This window comes from Shewanella aestuarii (genome assembly GCF_014647215.1).
In the GTDB taxonomy this organism is placed as follows: domain Bacteria; phylum Pseudomonadota; class Gammaproteobacteria; order Enterobacterales; family Shewanellaceae; genus Shewanella; species Shewanella aestuarii.
The window spans coordinates 585,359-606,661 of sequence record NZ_BMOT01000001.1; the positions used below are offsets into that span (position 1 = coordinate 585,359).

At 41.9% G+C, this 21,303-nt stretch carries 19 protein-coding genes; 13 read left to right on the forward strand and 6 right to left on the reverse strand.

Translation table 11 applies throughout. From position 1 onward, the window contains the following. Position 1 precedes the first annotated feature (1 nt). The 4 genes from hypD to IEY03_RS02595 all read left to right on the forward strand — a co-directional run bounded on the left by hypD (position 2) and on the right by IEY03_RS02595 (position 2,718). A complete protein-coding gene (gene hypD, locus IEY03_RS02580) occupies positions 2-1,123 on the forward strand; it encodes a hydrogenase formation protein HypD (protein WP_188839764.1) in 1,122 nt (373 codons plus the stop codon). Continuing rightward, a complete protein-coding gene (gene hypE, locus IEY03_RS02585) occupies positions 1,116-2,126 on the forward strand; it encodes a hydrogenase expression/formation protein HypE (protein ID WP_188839765.1) in 1,011 nt (336 codons plus the stop codon). The genes hypD and hypE overlap by 8 nt, the downstream gene beginning before the upstream one ends. Further along, positions 2,126-2,470: a hydrogenase maturation nickel metallochaperone HypA/HybF gene (locus tag IEY03_RS02590; protein WP_188839766.1), complete on the forward strand. Its 345-nt coding sequence runs from the start codon at positions 2,126-2,128 to the stop codon at positions 2,468-2,470. Before hypE ends, IEY03_RS02590 begins: the two co-directional genes overlap by 1 nt. 83 nt (positions 2,471-2,553) lie before the next feature. Next, complete coding sequence (locus IEY03_RS02595) at positions 2,554-2,718, forward strand: hypothetical protein (protein WP_188839767.1); 165 nt, start codon at positions 2,554-2,556, stop codon at positions 2,716-2,718. A gap of 352 nt (positions 2,719-3,070) precedes the next feature. On the opposite strand, the gene pgm is transcribed toward IEY03_RS02595, so the two are convergent. Next, on the reverse strand, positions 3,071-4,714 hold the full coding sequence (gene pgm / locus IEY03_RS02600; RefSeq protein ID WP_188839768.1) for a phosphoglucomutase (alpha-D-glucose-1,6-bisphosphate-dependent): 1,644 nt from the start codon (positions 4,712-4,714) through the stop codon (positions 3,071-3,073). Positions 4,715-4,735: 21 nt separating this feature from the next. Further along, entirely contained in the window at positions 4,736-5,431 is a 696-nt protein-coding gene (seqA, locus tag IEY03_RS02605) for a replication initiation negative regulator SeqA (protein WP_188839769.1), read from the reverse strand. Positions 5,432-5,738: 307 nt separating this feature from the next. On the opposite strand from seqA, the gene IEY03_RS02610 reads away from it, so the two are divergent. The 9 genes from IEY03_RS02610 (at position 5,739) to IEY03_RS02650 (ending at position 13,396) form a co-directional block, all read left to right on the forward strand. Then, a complete protein-coding gene (locus tag IEY03_RS02610; RefSeq protein ID WP_188839770.1) occupies positions 5,739-6,503 on the forward strand; it encodes an alpha/beta fold hydrolase in 765 nt (254 codons plus the stop codon). Between the two features lie 111 nt (positions 6,504-6,614). Then, positions 6,615-6,836: a DUF2788 domain-containing protein gene (locus tag IEY03_RS02615; RefSeq protein ID WP_188839771.1), complete on the forward strand. Its 222-nt coding sequence runs from the start codon at positions 6,615-6,617 to the stop codon at positions 6,834-6,836. Between the two features lie 8 nt (positions 6,837-6,844). Continuing rightward, complete coding sequence (gene ybfE / locus IEY03_RS02620; protein ID WP_188839772.1) at positions 6,845-7,117, forward strand: LexA regulated protein; 273 nt, start codon at positions 6,845-6,847, stop codon at positions 7,115-7,117. Positions 7,118-7,168: 51 nt separating this feature from the next. After that, positions 7,169-7,696 carry a flavodoxin FldA gene (gene fldA / locus IEY03_RS02625; protein ID WP_188839773.1) on the forward strand — a complete coding sequence of 176 codons (528 nt, stop codon included), beginning with the start codon at positions 7,169-7,171 and terminating at the stop codon, positions 7,694-7,696. Between the two features lie 156 nt (positions 7,697-7,852). Beyond that, positions 7,853-9,040: an elongation factor P maturation arginine rhamnosyltransferase EarP gene (earP, locus tag IEY03_RS02630; protein WP_283103306.1), complete on the forward strand. Its 1,188-nt coding sequence runs from the start codon at positions 7,853-7,855 to the stop codon at positions 9,038-9,040. A gap of 51 nt (positions 9,041-9,091) precedes the next feature. Further along, positions 9,092-9,652: an elongation factor P gene (gene efp / locus IEY03_RS02635; protein WP_188839774.1), complete on the forward strand. Its 561-nt coding sequence runs from the start codon at positions 9,092-9,094 to the stop codon at positions 9,650-9,652. A 237-nt stretch (positions 9,653-9,889) separates the two neighbouring features. Further along, a complete protein-coding gene (locus IEY03_RS02640; RefSeq protein WP_188839775.1) occupies positions 9,890-11,104 on the forward strand; it encodes a pyridoxal phosphate-dependent aminotransferase in 1,215 nt (404 codons plus the stop codon). 105 nt (positions 11,105-11,209) lie between these two features. Then, complete coding sequence (gene yfbR, locus IEY03_RS02645; protein ID WP_188839776.1) at positions 11,210-11,812, forward strand: 5'-deoxynucleotidase; 603 nt, start codon at positions 11,210-11,212, stop codon at positions 11,810-11,812. A gap of 171 nt (positions 11,813-11,983) precedes the next feature. Next, the gene (locus tag IEY03_RS02650; RefSeq protein WP_188839777.1) at positions 11,984-13,396 is read left to right on the forward strand and encodes a TonB-dependent receptor; all 1,413 of its coding nucleotides are present in this window, start codon (positions 11,984-11,986) and stop codon (positions 13,394-13,396) included. Between the two features lie 180 nt (positions 13,397-13,576). Here the strand turns inward: IEY03_RS02650 and IEY03_RS02655 are convergent, their stop codons facing one another. The 4 genes from IEY03_RS02655 to glgX form a co-directional block, all read right to left on the reverse strand. Next, positions 13,577-15,256 carry a glycogen synthase gene (locus IEY03_RS02655; protein ID WP_188839778.1) on the reverse strand — a complete coding sequence of 560 codons (1,680 nt, stop codon included), beginning with the start codon at positions 15,254-15,256 and terminating at the stop codon, positions 13,577-13,579. Between the two features lie 9 nt (positions 15,257-15,265). After that, positions 15,266-16,531, reverse strand: coding sequence for a glucose-1-phosphate adenylyltransferase (glgC, locus tag IEY03_RS02660; RefSeq protein WP_188839779.1), 1,266 nt, complete (start codon positions 16,529-16,531; stop codon positions 15,266-15,268). A 66-nt stretch (positions 16,532-16,597) separates the two neighbouring features. Continuing rightward, entirely contained in the window at positions 16,598-19,144 is a 2,547-nt protein-coding gene (locus tag IEY03_RS02665) for a glycogen/starch/alpha-glucan phosphorylase (RefSeq protein WP_188839780.1), read from the reverse strand. Further along, complete coding sequence (glgX, locus tag IEY03_RS02670; protein WP_229778174.1) at positions 19,131-21,296, reverse strand: glycogen debranching protein GlgX; 2,166 nt, start codon at positions 21,294-21,296, stop codon at positions 19,131-19,133. Before glgX ends, IEY03_RS02665 begins: the two co-directional genes overlap by 14 nt. Positions 21,297-21,303: the final 7 nt, after the last annotated feature.

The following is a 21,303-nucleotide window of genomic DNA, read 5'->3' on the forward strand; positions in this document are numbered from 1 at the left end:
CATGCAATTATCCTATCTTTACCAAGGTTTCAGAGATCCAGCAACGATTCATTCGTTGGCTACCGAAATTAAAAAACTGGCATCCGGATTAGACACTGATGTGAATATCATGGAAGTCTGCGGCGGTCATACTCATACCATAATGAAATATGGCTTACTGCAGTTATTACCAGAAAATATTAAATTTATTCATGGGCCTGGATGCCCAGTATGCGTAATGCCCAAAGAGCGTATCGATCACGCCATTGCGTTAGCTAATCAGCCTAATGTTATCTTAGTGAGTTTAGGTGACATGATCAGAGTGCCTGGTTCAACGGGGAGTTTGGCAAATCACCGTGCAAAAGGCTGTGATATCCGGCCAATTTATGATCCACTCGATACCCTCAAGATTGCTGAGGATAACCCAGATAAAACGGTGATATTTTTTGCGATCGGCTTTGAAACTTCCACCCCCATGACCGCGGCACTCATTGAGCAAGCTGAACAGCAAGGGGTTAATAATCTATTGTTTCACATTAACCATGTGCTAGTACCGCCGGCGATCGATGCCGTTATGGCAGAGAAACATGCCAAAGTGAATGCTTTTATTGGTCCTGCACATGTCAGTGTTATTTCTGGTGCAAAAATTTATCAGGCAGCGGTTGACCAATACTCAACCCCAGTCGTGGTATCAGGTTTTGAACCCGTCGATGTGATGCAATCAATTTTATCTATTGTTAAGCAAAAATCGGCCAATGAAGCCAAACTTGAAGTCCAATATACCCGTTCAGTCACTTTTGATGGCAATGTTCACGCCCAACAATTAGTTAATCGCTACTTTGAGCTAAGAGACGAATTTAGATGGCGCGGACTAGGGCCAATTGCTAAATCCGCGCTCAAGCTTAAAGATGAATTTATTCAAAGAGATGCAGAACATCATTTTAAATCAGTGTTACCTACAGAGCCAATTGATGATCACAAAGCATGTCAGTGCGGTGATATTTTACGCGGTCTTGCCAGCCCGAAAGAATGCAAAGTATTTGGCCGTGGTTGCAGTCCGCAAACACCACTAGGAAGTTGTATGGTGAGTTCTGAAGGCGCATGTAACGCTTATTATCGTTACGGAGAAATACCCCATGCTTGATGCTAATAAAACAATCCAACTCAGTCACGGTGGTGGTGGCAAAGAAATGGACCAATTAATTAAGTCGCTTTTTTTTAAAGCATTTGATAACCCCATTCTTCGTGCCGAAGAAGATGCTGCCAAATTACAGCTTTCTGGCCCTGTTGCGTTTACAACCGACTCTTTCACTGTATCACCCCTTTTCTTTGCCGGTGGCAATATTGGCAAATTGGCTATTGCTGGCACAGTTAACGATCTCGCCATGATGGGAGCACAGCCTGAGTACCTCAGTTGTAGTTTTATCATTGAAGAAGGATTTTCAATAGCCGAACTCAAAATCATAGTCGAAAGTATGGCTGAGGAATTACAACAATCGGGCGCACGTATTGTCTGTGGGGATACCAAAGTGGTTCCGCGGGGTTGTGCAGATGGCTTATTTATAAATACTACAGGCATTGGCAGAATCATCATGCCAAATATCTCCACCCAAAACCTATCAACAGATGATGTCATCATTGTTTCTCGGGATATTGGTCGACATGGCGCAGCAATACTCATGGCACGAGAAGGACTTGAACTTGAGTCTGATCTCACTAGTGATTGTGCCAGTCTATGGCCTATGGTTGAGCAATTAATTGCAGCAAACATCCCCATTCATGCTATGCGTGATGCAACCCGCGGTGGACTTGCCGCCGTGTTGAATGAGTGGGCTAAAGCTTCCAATGTGGGTATTAATTTAATTGAAAAAGCGATTCCCATTGCAGATGAAGTTAAGGGCTTATGTGAGCTATTTGGATTTGAAGCACATGATCTTGCCAATGAAGGTACTTTTGTCATTGCGCTCCCCCGTGAAGCCGCCGATGGTGCGGTAGAAATTTTACAGCGCTACGGCCACTGTGAAAAAGCCTGCATCATTGGCAATGTCGTCGAAACACATTTAGGCAAAGTGGTATTAACCACCCCGTGGGGAAGTCATCGCTATTTAGACTTACCCCAAGGTGAATTACTGCCAAGGATCTGTTAATGCACGAATACTCTATCGTTATGGCGCTCATCGAACAATGTGAAGCTTTAGCAAAGCAGCATCAAGCGATTGCGGTTGAACGCGTGGACATTAAAGTGGGCATATTAAGTGGTGTTGAACCAAGTCTATTAGCGCAAGCGTTCAATACGTTCAAATTGGACGGGATTTGCGCCAAGGCCAGTTTGGACATGCATATTCAACCATTAGTGTTGCAATGTAATCACTGTAATACACGCTCTGAGCAGATGCATCGTGTGGTGTTGTGTCCAGATTGCAATTCAGCAGATACCCGTGTTGTTGACGGTGAAGACATGATGTTAATGCAATTAGAAATGGATACTTAGATTTCAAGCAACAACGTCATCTTAGCGGTGATGTAATTATAAAAACAATGTTTTACTAATACATATAAATTAAGGAAATAGTAATGAATAAATTCATCTGGTCTCTCTCTTTAATGGCTATTTCTGGAGCAGCTTTAGCCCATGAAGGTCATGGTGCGCAGGGTTTGTTTCATCATTTTGAACAAATGGCACCAGCAATCATATTAGTGGCTGTTGTTGCAGGCATTATTTGGAAAATGAAAAAATAGCCAGCCAAAACAGTATGGCGGGATAAGCTATAAAGCGATATTGACTAACTCATTACATTCAAGATGTGATGCTGTACATATTTGCGAGTTAATTAACACTCGCTGCAAACAAAACGCACTCAACAGAGTGCGTTTTTGTATATAACATTAATGCTTTAGTGAACCTAAAACCAGGATATACGATGAGTCACAAAAGTATAAAACTATGCAATTCATTGGTCTGACAGTCAAACTTTAACCTTGTGCCGATAACTTTGTAAATTTACTCGCCAGTTGCGGGTCTATTGCAAGTCAACACCGCCAGCGGTGCAAACAGCGGTTTGATTTGCATTTGCCATAGCGCTAAAATTAGTTAGCCTTTCAGTGCTGCATCAATCATTTGCTGTGCTTGGGTAATAATGTCGTCTAAATGTTGTTGGCTGATAAAGCTTTCGGCATAAATTTTAAACAAAGCTTCTGTACCCGACGGGCGTGCAGCAAACCAGCCATTTTCAGTAGTCACCTTAATACCACCAATGGCCGCATTGTTCCCCGGCGCGTGTGTCAAAATAGCGCTAATAGATTCACCTGCAAGTGTTGTATCGGTAAAGCTTTGGCTATTTAATTGCTCAAATTTAGCTTTTTTCTTTAAGCTGATTGGGCTATCAATTCTGCTATAGAAGCTTTCGCCAAACTCAGCCGTTAACTCTTGATATCTTTGCGCGGGTGTTTTGCCTGTTACAGCCGTCATTTCAAGGGCGAGTAGCGCTAATATAAACCCATCTTTGTCAGTGCACCAAGTACTCCCATCACGTTTCAAAAATGCCGCACCGGCACTTTCTTCACCACCAAATGCAATTGTACTGTTCGCCAAACCATCCACAAACCATTTAAAGCCAACAGGCACTTCCAAACAAGCTCGATTCAAGCTCGCGCACACTCTATCTATCATGGCGCTCGATACCAGAGTTTTACCTATTGATAAAGTCTCGGCCCATTGTGGACGATGACGAATTAAATAATCTATCGCTACCGATAAATAGTGATTAGGATTCATTAAACCAAATCCAGGACAAACTATACCGTGGCGGTCATAGTCGGGATCGTTACCAACACATAAATCAAAACTTTCGCTGTGTTGCAATAAGCCGGCCATAGCATAAGGTGATGAGCAATCCATGCGAATTTTGCCATCTTTATCTAATGTCATAAATCCAAAAGTAGCATCGACCTTATTATTTACTAAAGTGATATCTAAACCATAGCGCTGGGCAATAGGTTGCCAGTAATAAATACCTGAGCCCCCTAAAGGATCGACACCCAAACGCAGATTCGCTTTTTTAATGGCGTCAAAATCAATCACCTCAGCCAAAGACTCAACATAAGGCGCAATAAAGTCGGTTTCTTGTACCCAACCAGAAGCCAGCGCAACGCCGTAGTTAACTTTTTTAACACCACTTAATTGCTGTGCTAAATACTCATTGGCTTTATCTTCAATTTGCTTGGTAATTTCGCCCTCGGCAGGTCCACCATGTGGTGGATTGTATTTAATCCCGCCATCTTGGGGAGGATTATGCGAAGGGGTAATAATGAGACCATCGGTTAAGGCAATAGGCTTGCTTTGGTTGGCACTAATAATGGTTTGTGACACAACGGGTGTCGGTGTATAGCCATCATTGGCTTGGATAAGCACTTTGACTTGATTCGCTGTCATGACTTCAACAACCGACATGAATGCCGCATAAGATAAAGCGTGCGTATCGTAGCCGACAACCATAGGACCTGTAATGTTAGCGGCTTTGCGATAATCAACCACCGCCTGAGCAATTGCCCAAATATGATTCTGATTAAAGCTAGACTTTAAAGCGCAACCACGATGACCCGAAGTGCCAAAAGTCACTTTTTGTTGAACATCTTCAACATTAGGGATCATTCGGTAGTAGTAACTCATTAACTTAGGAATATTCACTAAATCTTCTGCTAATGCTAACGTCCCTGCTCGCTCATGAATTGCCACGCCGCGTCTCCTTGTTATCGATTAAATGTATTTTGCAATAGTAGAAGCTTGTTGGGCATCACACCCAAGATGGATAAGTACTTCAGATAAAATGGTTTGTTTTTTTGCGGTGTTATTATTAGTAGTGACCCAATAACCGCTTTGGCCGATTTCTTTCGGATTTGCAGATTGGCTTGCATCTAATAGTGCTTGTTTAGAGCGGGCAAAATAAAGACGCCCTTTTCCTTGAATTTGTAATACCTGATCAAAATGACTACCAGCTTGGTTGGCCAATGCATCAAGCAAAAACATGAAACGACCTACCGCACCCTTTTGCTGACTGATTAAGTGCTCATTAATCACCGCTTTAAAGTCCATGGTTGCTGACACGGCATTAGCATCTTTAGCTTCTGCAGCTACAGGCGCAACAGGAGATGTCGGCATAGGTTCTGGGGTAACGGCTGCATTTACCTGAGTTGACGATTCAGCTTTCACTTGGGCGCGATGATTAACTAATTGCTCAACAATGGTCTTTGCTTTATTAAATAATGCATCTCTTGCATTCGCGTCAAGGGCATCAAGACCCGGTTGGCTAATAGATTCAGGTGTGTGATCGGCAACATATTCAACGGGAAGACCTAACAAACGACGTAAAATTTCTGAAGCACTCTCACCAATTCTTTCAGTCTTGCTTGCAATAAAACGGTAAAGTTCTTCATCAATTTCAATGTATTTCATTTCAATCATCCTTTTGTGTGTCGAAGATATAATCACAATAGTGGTAAAGACCAGCCCATAAGACCATACCTTGCGAATTCAATTTATTCTTTTAGATCGATTGCGATCGTTTATCGTGCCAGTTTAAGCTAAGCCTCGGGCAAGAATAAAGCCCCAAATTGATTAATTGATAGATAATCAACATTAACTGACAAGTTTATTTAAAAATCGCTGTCGTGTTGCAGATTAAATCAGCAACAAAACTTGATTTGCTCCCCGTCATAACGCAAAATTCGCCGCCATCAGAGTTAGATAGTTAGGCAAGTACATGCATTACGTCACCTCAGGCAATGGCGAACCCGTTATTTTAATCCACGGTTTGTTTGGTAACTTAGATAATTTAAAGTCATTAGGCATATCCCTTGAAGCTGATTTTCAAGTCATTCGTGTCGATGTACCTAATCATGGATTAAGTGAACATTGGCATACCATGGATTATCCTACCTTAGCCAAAGCCGTTTTAGACTTAATCGACCAACTTGGATTTGATTGCGTTAAACTTGTGGGTCACTCAATGGGCGGTAAAATCGCCATGGCTGCGGCTCTACTATATCCTGAGCGGATTAGCAGTTTAGTTGTTGCCGACATTGCCCCTGTTAGTTATCAACCTCGACACCAACTAGTATTTGCAGGGCTAACTTCTTTGCCTCTCAATCAACAAACAAGCCGTAAATCGGCGTTGACCCATCTTATTGATGCTGGAATTGATGAAGGTACGGCGCAATTTCTGTTGAAAAACCTACAACGCACTGAGTCAGGTTTCGAATGGAAAATGAATTTAGCAGGACTGATAGATTGTTATGATCGTATTATCGATTGGCAATTAACTGAAGATAATCGCTCGCTGCAATACAATAAACCTTGCCTGTTTATTCGTGGTGGAGAGTCGAACTATGTTACCGCTGATCATCGTGAAGCCATTATGCAACAATTTCCCAACGTCACGGCGAAAACACTTAACGGTACAGGTCATTGGTTACATGCACAAAAGCCTGAAATATTTAATCGAATTGTCGGTGATTTTTTACGCTAAACTGGCGACTATTTTTCAAGCATTTACACTACGACAGATAGCCGTTGCGAGTATGATGTGATATATTCGCGCCTCTTTTTTGCCGTAGAAGAAGTCTTTAAAAGGTAAAGTATGCTGAATCAATATATGGAACAAATAGAAAGCCTCAGTTTGGATTTCTTTTTTGCAGCAATTTTCTTTTTTATTGGTATGGCCATCAGGGATGTGCTCAAACAAGGTAATGTACCAAAATTCGGCCGAGTAATCGTCTGGGGTGTATTATTTTTAGGGTGTGCAGGTTTTGTGGCAAAAGGCATTATTCAAATGACCTGGGAAGGTTCAGGTATTGGTTAATAAGAGATATGGCAAAAGAAACAGCAGATAGAACGACCATTGACCTTTTTGACAGTGAAAAACGACGTGGAAGACCTAGAAGTAATCCACTCACTCGTGAACAACAATTAAAGATCAATAAACGTAACCAAATTCAGCGTGATCGCGCTAACGGTTTAAAGCGAATAGAGTTAAAGGTGTCACAAGATTTATACGACGCCTTGAATCAACAGGCTTTGGCCAGTAACATCAGTCGTAGCCAGTTAATCGAGCATATTCTGCAACAGCAAGTCGACAACTGATTCATTTTTCGAACATCGCACAAAGCGAAATTGATATTGAAAGGATACCCCATGGCAACTGTAGGTCTATTTTTCGGTAGCGACACTGGTAACACCGAAGCTGTCGCCAAGATGATCCAGAAGAAACTGGGCAAGCAAATGGTTGATGTAAAAGACATCGCCAAAAGCACTAAAGAACAAATCGCAGAATATGATTTATTATTATTCGGCATTCCAACTTGGTATTACGGTGAAGCTCAATGTGATTGGGATGACTTCTTCCCAGAACTTGAACAAATCGACTTTAACGACAAGTTAGTGGCCATTTTTGGCTGTGGTGATCAAGAAGATTACGCTGAATACTTCCTTGATGCTATGGGAATGGTGCGTGACATAGTTGAAGCTCGTGGCGGTATCATTATTGGTCACTGGCCTACCGAAAGCTACGATTTTGAAGCTTCTAAAGGCCTTGCTGATGCTGACCACTTTGTTGGTTTAGGCATTGATGAAGATCGTCAGCCTGAACTCACCGAAGAACGTGTTGACGCTTGGGTTAAACAAATTTACGAAGAAATGTGTTTAGCGGAACTAGAAGGTTAATTTCCTGACACGTTATCCAATTTAAAAGCGGCTGTTTGATAGCCGCTTTTTCGTTTTATTAATTTGAATAAACCCATTTACAAATAAACACCGACAAGGTTTAACTAAACTCGATTCATATCGAGCATGTATCTTGTATGGCTATAGGAGATAATTTTGGATTTAGACTCAACTCCTATCAATGCTAATCACTGGGACATTTTTTGCGTTGTTGTTGATAACTATGGTGACATTGGTGTTACCTGGCGTTTAGCTAAACAATTAGCAGCAGAATACGCAATTACGGTTAATTTATGGGTAGACGATCTCAACAGCTTCTCTCACATTTTACCTAAGCTCGACCCTTGCAGAACTTATCAAACATTCTATGACGTTAATATTATTCACTGGAATGAATCATCAACTGAAAAATATGTTTCAGGCTCTTGTTTAATTGAAGCTTTTGCCTGTGAAATCCCTTCATCGATAATTCAAAAACTGACTAAATTAAAACAAGACTCCCCCGCAAAGCTCCCCATTTGGTTAAATTTAGAATACTTATCTGCTGAAGATTGGGTTGAGGGTTGCCACGGTTTACCGTCATGTCAAACCAGTGGATTGCAGAAGTACTTTTATCTCCCAGGCTTTACAGACAAAACAGGTGGACTAATTTGCGAGCAAAACCTGTTTAGTTTACGTGATAGTTGGCAAAGTGATAAAGCCAACAAGTTGGCATTGTTTGCCGAGTTAGGCTTAAGCGGCATAGAGGCAGAACATCGGGTTATTTCAGTGTTTAGTTATGAAACACCATCATTGTTGGCATTAATTCAATCATGGCAAACACAGAATGACCCAATTCATGTTCTTATTCCAAAAGGAAGAAGTTTAAATAGCCTAACAAGCATTTTGCCATGCTCAGTAAATGAGGTTGTCGCGGGCCAACAAATAACCCTAGGCAATGTCACACTGCACATACTGCCCATGACAGATCAGCAAGGTTATGATCGATTATTATGGAGTTGCGATTTTAACATTGTTCGCGGTGAAGATTCCTTTTTGCGCGCCCAATGGGCAGCAAAACCTTTTATTTGGCACATTTATCCGCAAGAAGATGATTATCACCTAATAAAATTAGAAGCTTTTATGCAAATTTACTGCGATAATCTAGCGCCTGATTTAGCTAAGCCATGGTGTGAATTGAACCTGTCGTTCAACCAAGGTGATCAAATTGACACAGTCAATCATTGGCAAAAACTCGAATTTAATCATTTGCCATTGCTGCAACACGCAAAAAAATGGCCGATGACTGCATTAAATAGTGCAGATCTTGCTTCGCGACTAGTTCAATTTATGAAAAGTCGCTAAGATACTGCTCGAAATAGAAATCGACATCGATAAATTATAGGAAATAGTGTAATGAAAACTGCTCATGAAATCCGTCCTGGTAACGTGATCATGTTAGATGGCAGCCCATGGGTTGTGCAAAAAACTGAAACAACTCGTTCTGGCCGTAACGCTGCAATCGTTAAGTTAAAACTAAAAAACTTATTGCTTGATTCTGGTACTGAACAAACGTTCAAAGGTGAAGACAAGTTAGACGATATCATTCTAGAACGTCTTGACTGTACTTATTCTTACTTCGCAGATCCTATGTATGTATTTATGGATGAAGAATACAACCAATACGACGTTGAAGCTGATAACTTAGGTGATGCTGCTGCGTATATTGTTGATGGTATGGAAGATCAGTGTCAAGTGACTTTCTACAACAGCAAAGCAATTTCTGTTGAGTTACCTGTTCATATCGTTCGTGAAGTTATCTACACTGAGCCATCAGCTCGTGGCGATACTTCAGGTAAAGTTATGAAACCAGCTACCATTACAGGTGGTGGTACTGTGACTGTTGCTGATTTCGTTAAAGTTGGCGACAAGATTGAAATTGATACTCGTACCGGTGAATTTAAAAAGCGTGTTTAATCACATTTTGTAAATTAGCCAAAAGCCAGCTTAATCGCTGGCTTTTTTGTTATCGGGCAGCATAAAACACTAAATTGATTGCGTTTGCCCCCATTAAATAAGATTTAAACGCTATTTGTTCTTAACAAAACAGCGCAATCAACTAAAAACTAACCAAAATTTCATTATCAAACACTTCCACAAAGCCAATTAATTCGTTATGGTTCGCCCACTTAGTTGTATTTTAACGAGAGCGGTATGCGTCCAATCATCAAATCCAATAAATTAGATACTGTGTGTTACGACATTCGTGGACCAGTTCATAAAGAAGCACGTCGCTTAGAAGACGAAGGCCATCGAATTTTAAAGCTGAATATCGGTAACCCTGCACCGTTTGGATTTGAAGCCCCTGAAGAGATCGTTCGTGATGTGATTTTAAACTTACCGAGTGCACAAGGTTATTGTGAATCAAAGGGATTATTTTCAGCTCGCAAAGCCATTGTGCAACATTACCAATCACAGGGGATCTTCGGAGTCGATATTGAAGATATCTATATTGGCAATGGTGCTTCTGAGCTGATAGTGATGGCCATGCAGGGCTTACTAAACCCTGACGATGAGATGCTAATCCCCTCACCTGATTATCCACTTTGGACCGCGGCGGCAAATTTAGCGGGCGGTAAAGCTGTGCATTATCGCTGCGATGAAGAAGCCGATTGGTTTCCAGACATTGAAGATATCAAAAGTAAAATCAGTCCTCGTACCCGTGGCATTGTATTAATTAACCCTAATAACCCAACAGGCGCGGTATATTCAAAAGAATTAATCTTGCAGGTGATTGAGCTTTGCCGTCAGCATGATTTGATTTTATTTTCAGATGAAATTTACGATAAAATTTTATATGACGAAGCGCAACATGTGCCAGCAGCCCTGCTTTCTGATGACATTTTAACTGTTACATTTAATGGACTTTCTAAAGCCTACAGAGCGGCTGGATTTAGAGTGGGTTGGATGATGCTAACCGGCAACTTAAAAGCGGCAAAAAGCTATATTGAAGGCTTAGAAATGCTCGCTTCTATGCGTTTGTGCTCTAATGTACCCAATCAACATGCGATCCAAACCGCACTGGGTGGTTATCAATCGATTAATGAGCTGATCTTACCCAATGGCAGACTGACAGTACAACGTGATGCCTGTTATGAAATATTGAACTCTATCCCTGGCGTGAGTTGCAAAAAACCCAAAGGCGCTTTATACGCGTTCCCGAAACTCGACATGAAAAAGTTCAATTTACGTGACGACGAGCGTCTGGTGTTCGAACTGCTTAAACAAAAGAAGATTTTGTTAGTGCAAGGCAGCGCGTTTAATTGGCCTGAACCCGATCATTTAAGAGTGGTTTTCTTGCCGCATAAGGAAGATTTGACTAAAGCATTGCATGAATTTGGCAATTTCCTAGAAGATTACCGCCAGTAAACAGCGGCGATAATGTAAATCTGAAAAATGGGCTGATTGATTCAGCCCATTTTGCTTTCTAAGGTATGATAAATTATTAATTAGCAATAATAGATAAGGAAAACAATGAAACAAAGTACATTTATGGCCTGGATAACCCGATTGCCATTGCTAAAACGATGGGCATTAATGCACTGCTTTCAAGAGGAAAATGTTTCTGAGCATTGTCATCAAGTTGCCGTAATTGCCCATTTATTGGTAGTGATTAAAAACACCCGCTTTGGTGGCACCTTAAATCCTGAAAAAGCCGCAACTTTAGCTCTTTATCATGAAGTATCAGAAACCAAACTACAGGACATCAACTCAAATACTAAATACCATAATCCAGAGTTCACTAAAGCGTTTAAGCGATTAGAAGACTTAGCTGAAAAAGAGTGTCTAGCGACCCTACCAGAAGACTTACGCGCAGCAATGGAGCCATTAATAGTACAAGCTGAAGTCGATCCTGAATACAAAGCCATTGTGAAAGCGGCTGATATATTACAAGCCTATGTGAAAACTAAAAATGAACTCAGATTTCACAACAATGAATTTGAACATGTGAAGCAGAATTTAGACCGTAAACTGGCAGAGCTTGAAGCCAGCATGCCGGAGGTAAAATGCTTTATCGAAATTTTTCTCGATAGCTGTACCACTACCTTAGATAAATTAAGCGAAGTGCAGTATTAATCAGCAATCAATACTCTGCCTGTTTCATCGATAGCGCCAACACGGATAGCAATTGCCGTTTATAGCGAGTAATCAGGGTTTAATTTAGTGAACACGTATTCAAAGCATTTAAAAAACTTGTTATTTACACTATGATTAGCCAGCAAATTTATTATTCAGATCGGAAGTAATATGGACAAGCAAGTAAGCTCTCGCAGTACCAAAGAAAAAGCCCTTAGACTTAATTTGGATGACAAAAAATACGGCACAATTGTAGAGATTGGTGCAGGCCAAGAAGTGGCGCGTAATTTTTTCGTAGCTGGAGCTGCCGCTGGAACGATTGCTAAAACCATGTCCGCATACGACATGAAGTTTTCCGATGCGATTTATGGTGTGCAGCAAAACGGCCGTTATGTCAGTAAAGGTCGGGTACTTGCCATGATGGAGCAAGAATACGACTTAGTGGTTGAACGGGTTGCCGATGTGCGCTCTCGCTCGTCGCGCTACTTTAGTTATGCTGCCACAGTTGCGGCTAAAAGTTTCAATCGTGACAATGAGTGTCACGCCTGGTGTGGTGTGAGAGTACAAATGTATCCAGGTGCAGAGCCATCAAATATTGTGGTTCATGTACGCATGTTTGATGACAACGCTGAGGCTCAGCAGCATGCACTAGGCATTCTTGGTGTGAATTTAATTTATGGCAGTTACTATTATTTCGAAGATCCTAAAAAATTAATCGATTCGCTTACCGATAACATGAAAGCCAATCGTATTGAGATTGACTCGATTGAGTTTCAGGGTCCCTATTTTGAAGATATAGATAATAAAGCCAAGAACATCCATTTAATCCGCAGTTGGAAAACCCGCGCTGTAATGTTTAAACCCGATGGCAGCATTGGTGTGCCAGCAGAAATGCTATACAAGAAAAACGTGCTGACTATTCGTGGATCATTTAAGCCCGTCACCAAGTTAAATGTAGACATGATTGAACAAGGTCAAAAGGCGTTTTCGGAATTAGAAGGTGTTGATATTGATAACACCATTTTAATCGCCGAAATATCCTTAAATGACTTGCAAGGCCATGATGCCAATATGTCTGAAAAAGACATTCTTGAACGTGTACGCTTACTGAACTTGCTAGGCTATAACGTATTAGTGTCGGATTACACCCGTTACTTCTCATTACGCGCCTACTTCCGTCAGTTTACCAATCATCAAATCGGTATTGTTGTGGGAATGATCAACATTAAACAAATTTTTGATGTTGAGTTTTATCGCGGTCTTGAAGGCGGAATTCTAGAAGGTTTTGGTAAGTTATTCCCCGATAATACCCGCTTATTTGTCTACCCTGAACTGGATGATAAAGGCGTATTAAACGACTTATCTAATGTGACTGTGCCTTCAAATCTGCGGTACTTGTACCGTCATCTGGTTGAAAACGATTTCATTAAAGGCATTGAAACCAGTAATATTGATCTATTCAGTATCTATTCACGCGAAATTCTTAAGCAGCTTGCCCGCGGCTCGGACGAATGGCAGCAAGCATTACCCGACACTGTGGTTGCAGAAATTATTAAGCACAAGTTATTTGGATACCGTGGTTAGCAATGAGTATTGGGTTGTGTATTAGCCCATCGCATTGAGGCTCTACACCATGTAAATTTAACAAGGCCATTTACTTAAGGTAAATGGCCTTGTTGTTTGTGGTTCAAATGGCCCCCACTTTGCTTCCAATTGAACTTGTATTGTGTTGATAACAAAGTGAATTACGCGGCATTATCTGGCCTATATTCGATAAAGCTGCTCATCATAACATTGCGCTACCCTAGCCCATTCAAAGCGAGCCTCGGATGCCGCAAGCTTAATACTTGCTAAGGTCTCAGAATCGTATGCAAGACAAAGGTTAAACTGCTCAACAAAGTGTTTAGCTTGCTGCGCTGCATCAGTTCCAGCAAATAACCAACCATTTTGTTGATGCTTCACAGTATCCTTTAATCCACCTACCGCATGCACCAAACATGGCTGTCCGTGTTTCATGGCCAACATTTGGCTGATCCCACAGGGCTCAAAACTGCTTGGCATCAAAAACAAATCACCTTGCTGATACAAATCTTCAGACAGGGCTTCATCATAACCGTTTAAGAAAAGGCAATTAGGATGTTGCGCAGCAATGATTTTAATTTGGTTCGATAAATGCTCATCGCCACTGCCAAGAATGACCATTATGGCATGAGGTTCATGGGCATATAAATCCAAGAGTATTTGCGTCAATGCTGCCTTGCCGTTGGCCAGTTTTTGTAAAAACAACATCACTTTTTGCGAGGTTAAACGGCCAACGGATGTAATCAGTAAGCTCGCATTGGCTGTTTTACGCGCGGATGATAACTGGGTAATGTATTGTTGTAATCTTTGGCTGGCAACAAAATCAGCAGCACTGACAGATGTTTTATGCGCCTGCCATTTAATCAAAGCATGCTGCGCGTTATTAAGCAGAGACAACCTTTGTTTAATTTGAATAGATTTACCATTAAAAGCCTTTACCTCAGGGTAATTACAACCATTGATAATTCCGACAAGTTGATTCAGCTCAGCTTTAGCTTGTAAATCCAGCTCTAAGCCCTCACCACCAATAAAACCTGTTTGTGGATCTGATGTGCGTAATACCTCTTTTGCATAGCTAGGTGATACCACATGCACCATATCACTCAACACTATGCCCATCCGCATCGGATTAACGCAGCTGGTGTAACGCGGATCCAAAATCGCTTTGGATAACGATTGATTTTGAAGTAATGAATCATTCGAGAACCATTGTGCAAACCAATGGCAAAAAGAGGATTGATCACCGCAGAAAGGTCTTATGCCCTGTAAGGCAAGATTGTGGATCGTAAATACACATTTTATGGCTTTTAACGGGGAGAACTGGGCTACAGACTCCCTTAACATGGCAATCATCGCACTATGCCAATCATGTAAGTGGATGACCTGATAATCATCCAACTTGCCCTCTAACAATGCCTGAGCGACGGCTAAACTAAACAAGGCAAACTTATTAGCATCATCAGCAAACGGTCTGTCTGCGCTTCCCTGTGTGTAAATACTGCCATCGTCTTGGTTAAACAATGGATGAGCAAACAAGTACACCCAATTTTGCTGCTGAAACGAGTTATCCTGATTTTCTGTAATCGATTGATTAGCCTCAATCACAGTGTATTTTGTTGCTGGCCGCAACATTTTATAAATCTTCACACTCTCAGTTCTATTACCATAAGGTATTAAGACTTCAGCCGTTTTTTTTGCAGCGTAATAATCTTTTAAAAAGCCGTATTCTGGCATCGCCACATCCGCAAGGATAGAACAGCTATTCAACGCCAAGGGCAGATCGCGAATGACATCGCCCATTCCGCCCACTTTGGCATTAATAAGCGCATCATTTTCGGCGGCAACTAATAACACTTTTTTCATTCACAATCCTTATTCATAGCCAACAGCCAGCCCGAGCATTTTGCGCGTTACCAAAGTGATGCCTTTTTCTGACACCCTAAAACCTCTAGCGATATCATGTTCATGGTTATAACCAATCTCCATGCCCTCTGGAATAATACAGCCGCGATCGAGTATCGCATTTTTGATTTTGCAGTTTTTCAGTACCACAACATCAGGCAATAACACCGAGTCTTTAACCAATGAATATGAGCAAATACGCACTTCATCAAATAACACACTGCGTTTGACTTTAGCGCCGGAAATAATGCAGCCTCCCGAAACGATGGAATCAACAGCCATACCGCGACGGTCTTCATCATCAAATACAAACTTCGCCGGAGGTAATTGTTCCTGATAGGTCCATATTGGCCATTTAGCATCATAAAGATTTAATGCGGGCGTAGGTGACAATAGCTCCATGTTGGCCTGAAAAAATGAATCTAACGTCCCTACATCTCGCCAATATGCAGGCTCATCCTCAATGGCACTAACAAATGGAAATGCATACACATTATGTTCTTTAATGATCTTGGGAATAATATCTTTACCAAAATCACGCTCAGAACCTTCACTCACGGCATCTTTTTTCAATTGGTCAAATAAAAACTTAGTGTTAAAGACATAGTTGCCCATCGAGGCTAAACATTTATCAGGCTTGCCTGGAATAGGCTTAGGATGCAGCGGTTTTTCTTCAAATCCGATAATACGATTGTTCTCATCAACTTCCATAACCCCAAAAGCGCCTGCGGCTTCTTCTAAAGGGACTTCTAGGCAACACACTGTCATATCAGCTTTAGATTCTGAATGTTCAGCCAATAAGCCGGCGTAATCCATTCGATAAACATGATCGCCTGATAAAATCATTACATACTTCGGAATTTCATGGCGAATAATGTCAATGTTTTGAAAAACAGCATCGGCAGTGCCTTCATACCAGTTTCCTGAGGTTTGTTGTGATGCAGGTAATATCTCAACCGACTCGCCTAATTCCTTTTTAAAATGTCCCCAACCTCGAGTCACATGGCGGATCAATGAGTGTGATTTGTATTGGGTTACCACACCCACTCGCCTGATCCCTGAGTTAATGCAATTCGATAAGGGAAAATCGATAATTCTAAATTTACCCCCGAAATACAATGCCGGTTTTGCACGCCAATCGGTTAATTCATGTAAACGTGATCCTCGGCCACCAGCTAAAATGATTGCATAAGTATCACGCGTTAAATTACTAATATAACGAACACTTTTATTCATATACTCTCTCCGTGAAAATCATTGTTAAATTGGGTGTTTACGTCCCTGTGTTATGCAATGTCCAGTCTACTCTTGGCCATAATTCGCTTGAGTTGTCGATACTGGGTTGAATGAATCCTTAAACCAGATATGTTGTTGATATCCTTCGATAGTTTTATCACTTGAAAACCTGCCACTGGCCGCGGTGTTGCGTATACTGGTTTTTTGCCATTGGCTTGGTTTGGCATAAAGCGCGCAAACCTCAGCTTGGGCTCGACAATAATCATCAAAATCTGCGGCTAGCATCCATTGATCGTGGGGATCACAAATCGCATTAATGATGTTGTCGAAAATACCTGGCTCAACTAAGTTAAAATGCCCTCCGCGCAGCATATTTAATACACTTTGTAATGCCGGTGATTTATCGATATAGGTTTGAGGGTTGTACGTGGCTTTTAGCTGCTGAACTTCGGTGGTGGTCAATCCAAATAAGAAGAAATGCTCTTTACCGACTTCTTCTATCATTTCCACGTTAGCGCCATCTAAAGTGCCTATGGTGAGTGCGCCGTTCATCATAAATTTCATATTGCCAGTGCCTGAGGCTTCTTTACCCGCTGTTGAAATTTGTTCCGATAAATCGGTACCCGGACAGATTTTTTCCATCGCACTGACGTTATAATTGGGCAAAAATGCCAATCTAAGATAAGGCGTGACTAAGGGATCGTTATTGACCATATGTGCAACGTTGTTGATTAATTTGATGATTTGTTTCGCCATGGCATAACCCGGCGCGGCTTTCCCGCCAATTAATACACAGCGCGGCGTCATGTTGGCGGTATCACCATTAAGGATCCTTTGATACAAATGGATCACGTGCATCACATTGAGCAGTTGGCGCTTGTATTCATGAATGCGCTTAACTTGGACATCGAACATCATGCTCGGGTCAAAACTTACGCCGCTTTGCTCTAATACAAAATCAGCTAACACTTGCTTATTCGCTTGTTTAACTTGGGCCCATTTTTTAACAAAGGCTTTATCTGCGGTAAACGCATTCAGTGCCGTTAGGTGCGATAAGTCATGGATCCAATCGGTGCCTAAATGTCGGGTAATGAGTTCGGTTAATTGCGGATTACAATTCACTAACCAGCGTCTTGGGGTAACGCCATTGGTACGGTTATTAAACTTATGTGGCCATAACTGGTAGAAATCACTAAACAGCCCAGCTTTCAGTAACTGAGTATGTAGCCCTGCAACACCATTGACCGAAAAACTGGCAACAATAGCCAGATAAGCCATTCTCACCTGTTGCTGCTGGCCCTCTTCAATAATCGACATTGCCGCTAACTTGTTGATATCTCCTGGCCATTTATAGGCGACTTGCTCCAAAAATCGCGCGTTGATCTCATAAATGATCTGCATAATGCGTGGCAACATGTGCTGTATTAACGACACAGGCCAACGCTCAAGCGCCTCGGGCAGCAAGGTATGATTTGTGTAAGCCAAACATTGCGAGGTAATTTGCCACGCGTTATCCCAACCTAAACCATAAACATCCATCAACAAGCGCATCAATTCAGGTACCGCAATGCTGGGATGAGTATCGTTAAGCTGAATAGCGTTTTTAGCGCTAAATTGACTAAAGTCATCACCATTTACAGCCACATATCGAGCAAGTAAATCTTGTAAGCTTGCAGAGCTTAAAAAGTATTGTTGGCGTAATCGCAATTCTTTGCCATTTTCACTGGCATCATTGGGATACAGCACCATGGTAATTTGTTCAGCAAGGTTTTTATCTGCAACCGCTTCGGCATAATCACCATCATTAAATTCAGCGAGGTCAAAGTCATCATTGGCCTCAGCTTTCCATAGCCGTAAGGTATTAATGCGCCCATTTCGGTATCCGGGAACGGGCATATCATAGGGTACGGCTAATACATACTGACAATCCTGCCAAACATGCTGAGTGTGACCCGCTTTATCTTGGTAACTGGTGCATTGACCAAAAAAAGGTACAGATACAATGCGATGCGGCATTCTCACTTCCCAAGGGTTACCTTGACGAAGCCAGCGATCGGGCTTTTCCACCTGATACCCATTAACAATTTTCTGGGCAAACATGCCGTATTGATATCGAATACCATATCCGGTCACCGCGAGATCTAAACTGGCGCAACTATCAAGAAAACACGCGGCTAAACGTCCTAAGCCTCCATTACCTAAACCTGCATCATGCTCAAACTCTTCAATCGTTTCTAAATCAACCGCATAGTCAGTTAATAGTTTTTTGGTGTCTTGGGTTAAATCTAAATTCAACAGAGCGTTGCCTAAAGTTCGGCCCATTAAAAACTCTAACGACAAATAGGCAACTTGCTTTTGTCCATATTGATTGTCTTTAAGACGCGTATCCCGCCATTGATCTAGCATTTGCTCTTTAACCCCAAATGCTACGGCATCAAATATTGCCGAGTTGGCCTGTTCGTTATGACACAATCCATAGCGAATTTGTCGGGCAACGCTGGCGGATAATGTGTCACACGGCTCGCAGGGTTGTGTTCGAGTATCAACAGGGTCACTTTTTTTAGGTGTTGGTTTAACGGGCTTGTTTGCACTAGCACTTTTAGTGGCTGTCATGTTCAACTCCTTGAAAATTGCTATGAAATATCATTAAACTGCGAGACGGTAAGCGATATTGGTCATCTGGGTTATCCGCCATCGATTGTTCATCAATATGGGTTTGGGTGTGCAACAGGCACACCCAAGTTTGAAAGTGAGTTAACTCAGGCAAATTAAAGGTGTGCTGAGTGTCATCGGCATTAAAGAGCAGTAATAAGGCCTGGGTATTTTCTGGCACCGCGCCGATGTCACTCTCAAGTAAATTGCCCGTCACAATCACACTTAAGGTTTTGCAGTGAAACTCGCCCCATAACACCTTGGTCATCGGCTCACCCAATTTATTGAACCAAGCAATGCCGTTATCAAATAACGCCTCAGGTTGATGAATAAATTGCTTATGACACAGCAGCGGAAATTGCTTTCTTAGCTTGATTAATTGACGCGTAAAGCTCACCAGCTGCCAATCTATTTTTTGCCAGTTAAACCAGTTATTAGGCGTATCCTGACAATAAGCATTGTTGTTGCCCTGCTGGCTGTGACCCGCTTCATCTCCCGCCAATAACATAGGCACGCCTTGAGACAGTAATAATGTCGCCAGAAAATTGCGCTTTTGCCTTGAACGCAGGGTGTTGATAGCCGCATTATGGGTTTCACCTTCAACCCCATAATGGCAACTAAAATTCTCTTGATGACCATCGCGATTATCTTCGCCATTGACCTCGTTATGTTTTGCTTGATATGTCACCAAATCATGTAAGGAGTAACCATCATGGCTGGTGATAAAATTGATACTTGCTGAAGGCCCGCGGCCGTTATGTTCAAATACGTCACTGGAACCATGAAATCGTTTGGCAAACTCAGATAGCATGGCATCGTCTCCGCGCCAGAACTTCCGCATTGTGTCGCGGTAACGGTCATTCCACTCACTAAACACCACTGGGTAGTTACCTAATTGATATCCTCCAGGGCCAATATCCCAAGGTTCTGCGATTAATTTCACTTGGCATAACACTGGATCTTGCATCAGGGCATCAAAAAAACCACTACAGGGATCAAAACCATAGTTTTCTCGACCTAAGCAACTGGCTAGATCAAATCGAAAACCGTCAACCCCCATCACTTCAACCCAGTAGCGTAACGAGTCCATTACCAACATCAGCACTTGAGGGTGATTTATATTAAGTGTGTTACCGCAACCCGTATCATTAATGTAATAACGCGCCTCATTAGGCATTAGACGGTAATAGCTTGCATTATCTATGCTTCTGAAGTGATAACTTGGGCCAAGATGATTGCCCTCGGCGGTATGGTTATAAACCACATCTAAAATCACTTCGATACCAGCCTGGTGCAGACTTGATACCATGTGCCGAAACTCGCGAATATCATTTGAGGTGAGATAACTAGGATGAGGAGCAAAAAAGCCAACCGTATTATAGCCCCAGTAATTGGTGAGCTTTTTTTCTATCAAGAAAGGTTCATCAACAAAAGCATGCACAGGTAATAGCTCTATGGCGGTTACGCCTAGTTGGCTAAGATAATCAATCACCTCAGGACTGGCTAGCCCAGCAAATTTACCGCGGTTTTGCTCACACACCTGGGGATGCAATTGTGTAAAACCTTTGACGTGCGTTTCATAAACAATGCTGTGGTTAAGCTCGCGCTTTATCGGTGCAATCTTTATCGCGGCAATGGATTTAGTGTCAACCACTACAGATTTAGGGACAAAAGGTGCGTTATCTTTGATACAAAGGCTCAAATCAGCATTCGCATCATCAATATTGTAGGCATAAATGGCTTTATCGTATTTAAGCTCCCCCACTAGCTGTTTGGCATAGGGATCCATAGCCAGCTTATGGTGGTTAAATCTGTGGCCTAATTCTGGCTGATAAGGGCCAAACACCCGATATCCGTAAATTAACCCCGCCTTTGCGCCGACCAACTTAGCATGCCAAATATGATGGGTTTTGTGAGTCAATATGTACTGGGCAACTTCAACATGGTTATATTGATCGAACACACATAACACCACCTTAGTGGCATTTGCCGAAAATAATGAGAAATTGACCCCATCAGCGGTAATTGTGGCGCCAAGGGGATAAGGCTCACCCGCCGTCAGCCGTAGATCGCTAATTACCGCAGGTTGTGATCCAGTTGTTTGTATACTCATCGCCATC

Excerpts from the sequence above, each read along its gene's own strand:
- hypD (WP_188839764.1), top strand. The coding sequence starts at position 2 with ATGCAATTATCCTATCTTTACCAAGGTTTCAGAGATCCAGCAACGATT.
- hypE (WP_188839765.1), top strand. The coding sequence starts at position 1,116 with ATGCTTGATGCTAATAAAACAATCCAACTCAGTCACGGTGGTGGTGGC.
- IEY03_RS02590 (WP_188839766.1), top strand. The coding sequence starts at position 2,126 with ATGCACGAATACTCTATCGTTATGGCGCTCATCGAACAATGTGAAGCT.
- IEY03_RS02595 (WP_188839767.1), top strand. The coding sequence starts at position 2,554 with ATGAATAAATTCATCTGGTCTCTCTCTTTAATGGCTATTTCTGGAGCA.
- seqA (WP_188839769.1), bottom strand. The coding sequence starts at position 5,431 with ATGAAATACATTGAAATTGATGAAGAACTTTACCGTTTTATTGCAAGC.
- IEY03_RS02610 (WP_188839770.1), top strand. The coding sequence starts at position 5,739 with ATGCATTACGTCACCTCAGGCAATGGCGAACCCGTTATTTTAATCCAC.
- IEY03_RS02615 (WP_188839771.1), top strand. The coding sequence starts at position 6,615 with ATGCTGAATCAATATATGGAACAAATAGAAAGCCTCAGTTTGGATTTC.
- ybfE (WP_188839772.1), top strand. The coding sequence starts at position 6,845 with ATGGCAAAAGAAACAGCAGATAGAACGACCATTGACCTTTTTGACAGT.
- fldA (WP_188839773.1), top strand. The coding sequence starts at position 7,169 with ATGGCAACTGTAGGTCTATTTTTCGGTAGCGACACTGGTAACACCGAA.
- efp (WP_188839774.1), top strand. The coding sequence starts at position 9,092 with ATGAAAACTGCTCATGAAATCCGTCCTGGTAACGTGATCATGTTAGAT.
- IEY03_RS02640 (WP_188839775.1), top strand. The coding sequence starts at position 9,890 with ATGCGTCCAATCATCAAATCCAATAAATTAGATACTGTGTGTTACGAC.
- yfbR (WP_188839776.1), top strand. The coding sequence starts at position 11,210 with ATGAAACAAAGTACATTTATGGCCTGGATAACCCGATTGCCATTGCTA.
- IEY03_RS02650 (WP_188839777.1), top strand. The coding sequence starts at position 11,984 with ATGGACAAGCAAGTAAGCTCTCGCAGTACCAAAGAAAAAGCCCTTAGA.
- IEY03_RS02655 (WP_188839778.1), bottom strand. The coding sequence starts at position 15,256 with ATGAAAAAAGTGTTATTAGTTGCCGCCGAAAATGATGCGCTTATTAAT.
- glgC (WP_188839779.1), bottom strand. The coding sequence starts at position 16,531 with ATGAATAAAAGTGTTCGTTATATTAGTAATTTAACGCGTGATACTTAT.
- IEY03_RS02665 (WP_188839780.1), bottom strand. The coding sequence starts at position 19,144 with ATGACAGCCACTAAAAGTGCTAGTGCAAACAAGCCCGTTAAACCAACA.
- glgX (WP_229778174.1), bottom strand. The coding sequence starts at position 21,296 with ATGAGTATACAAACAACTGGATCACAACCTGCGGTAATTAGCGATCTA.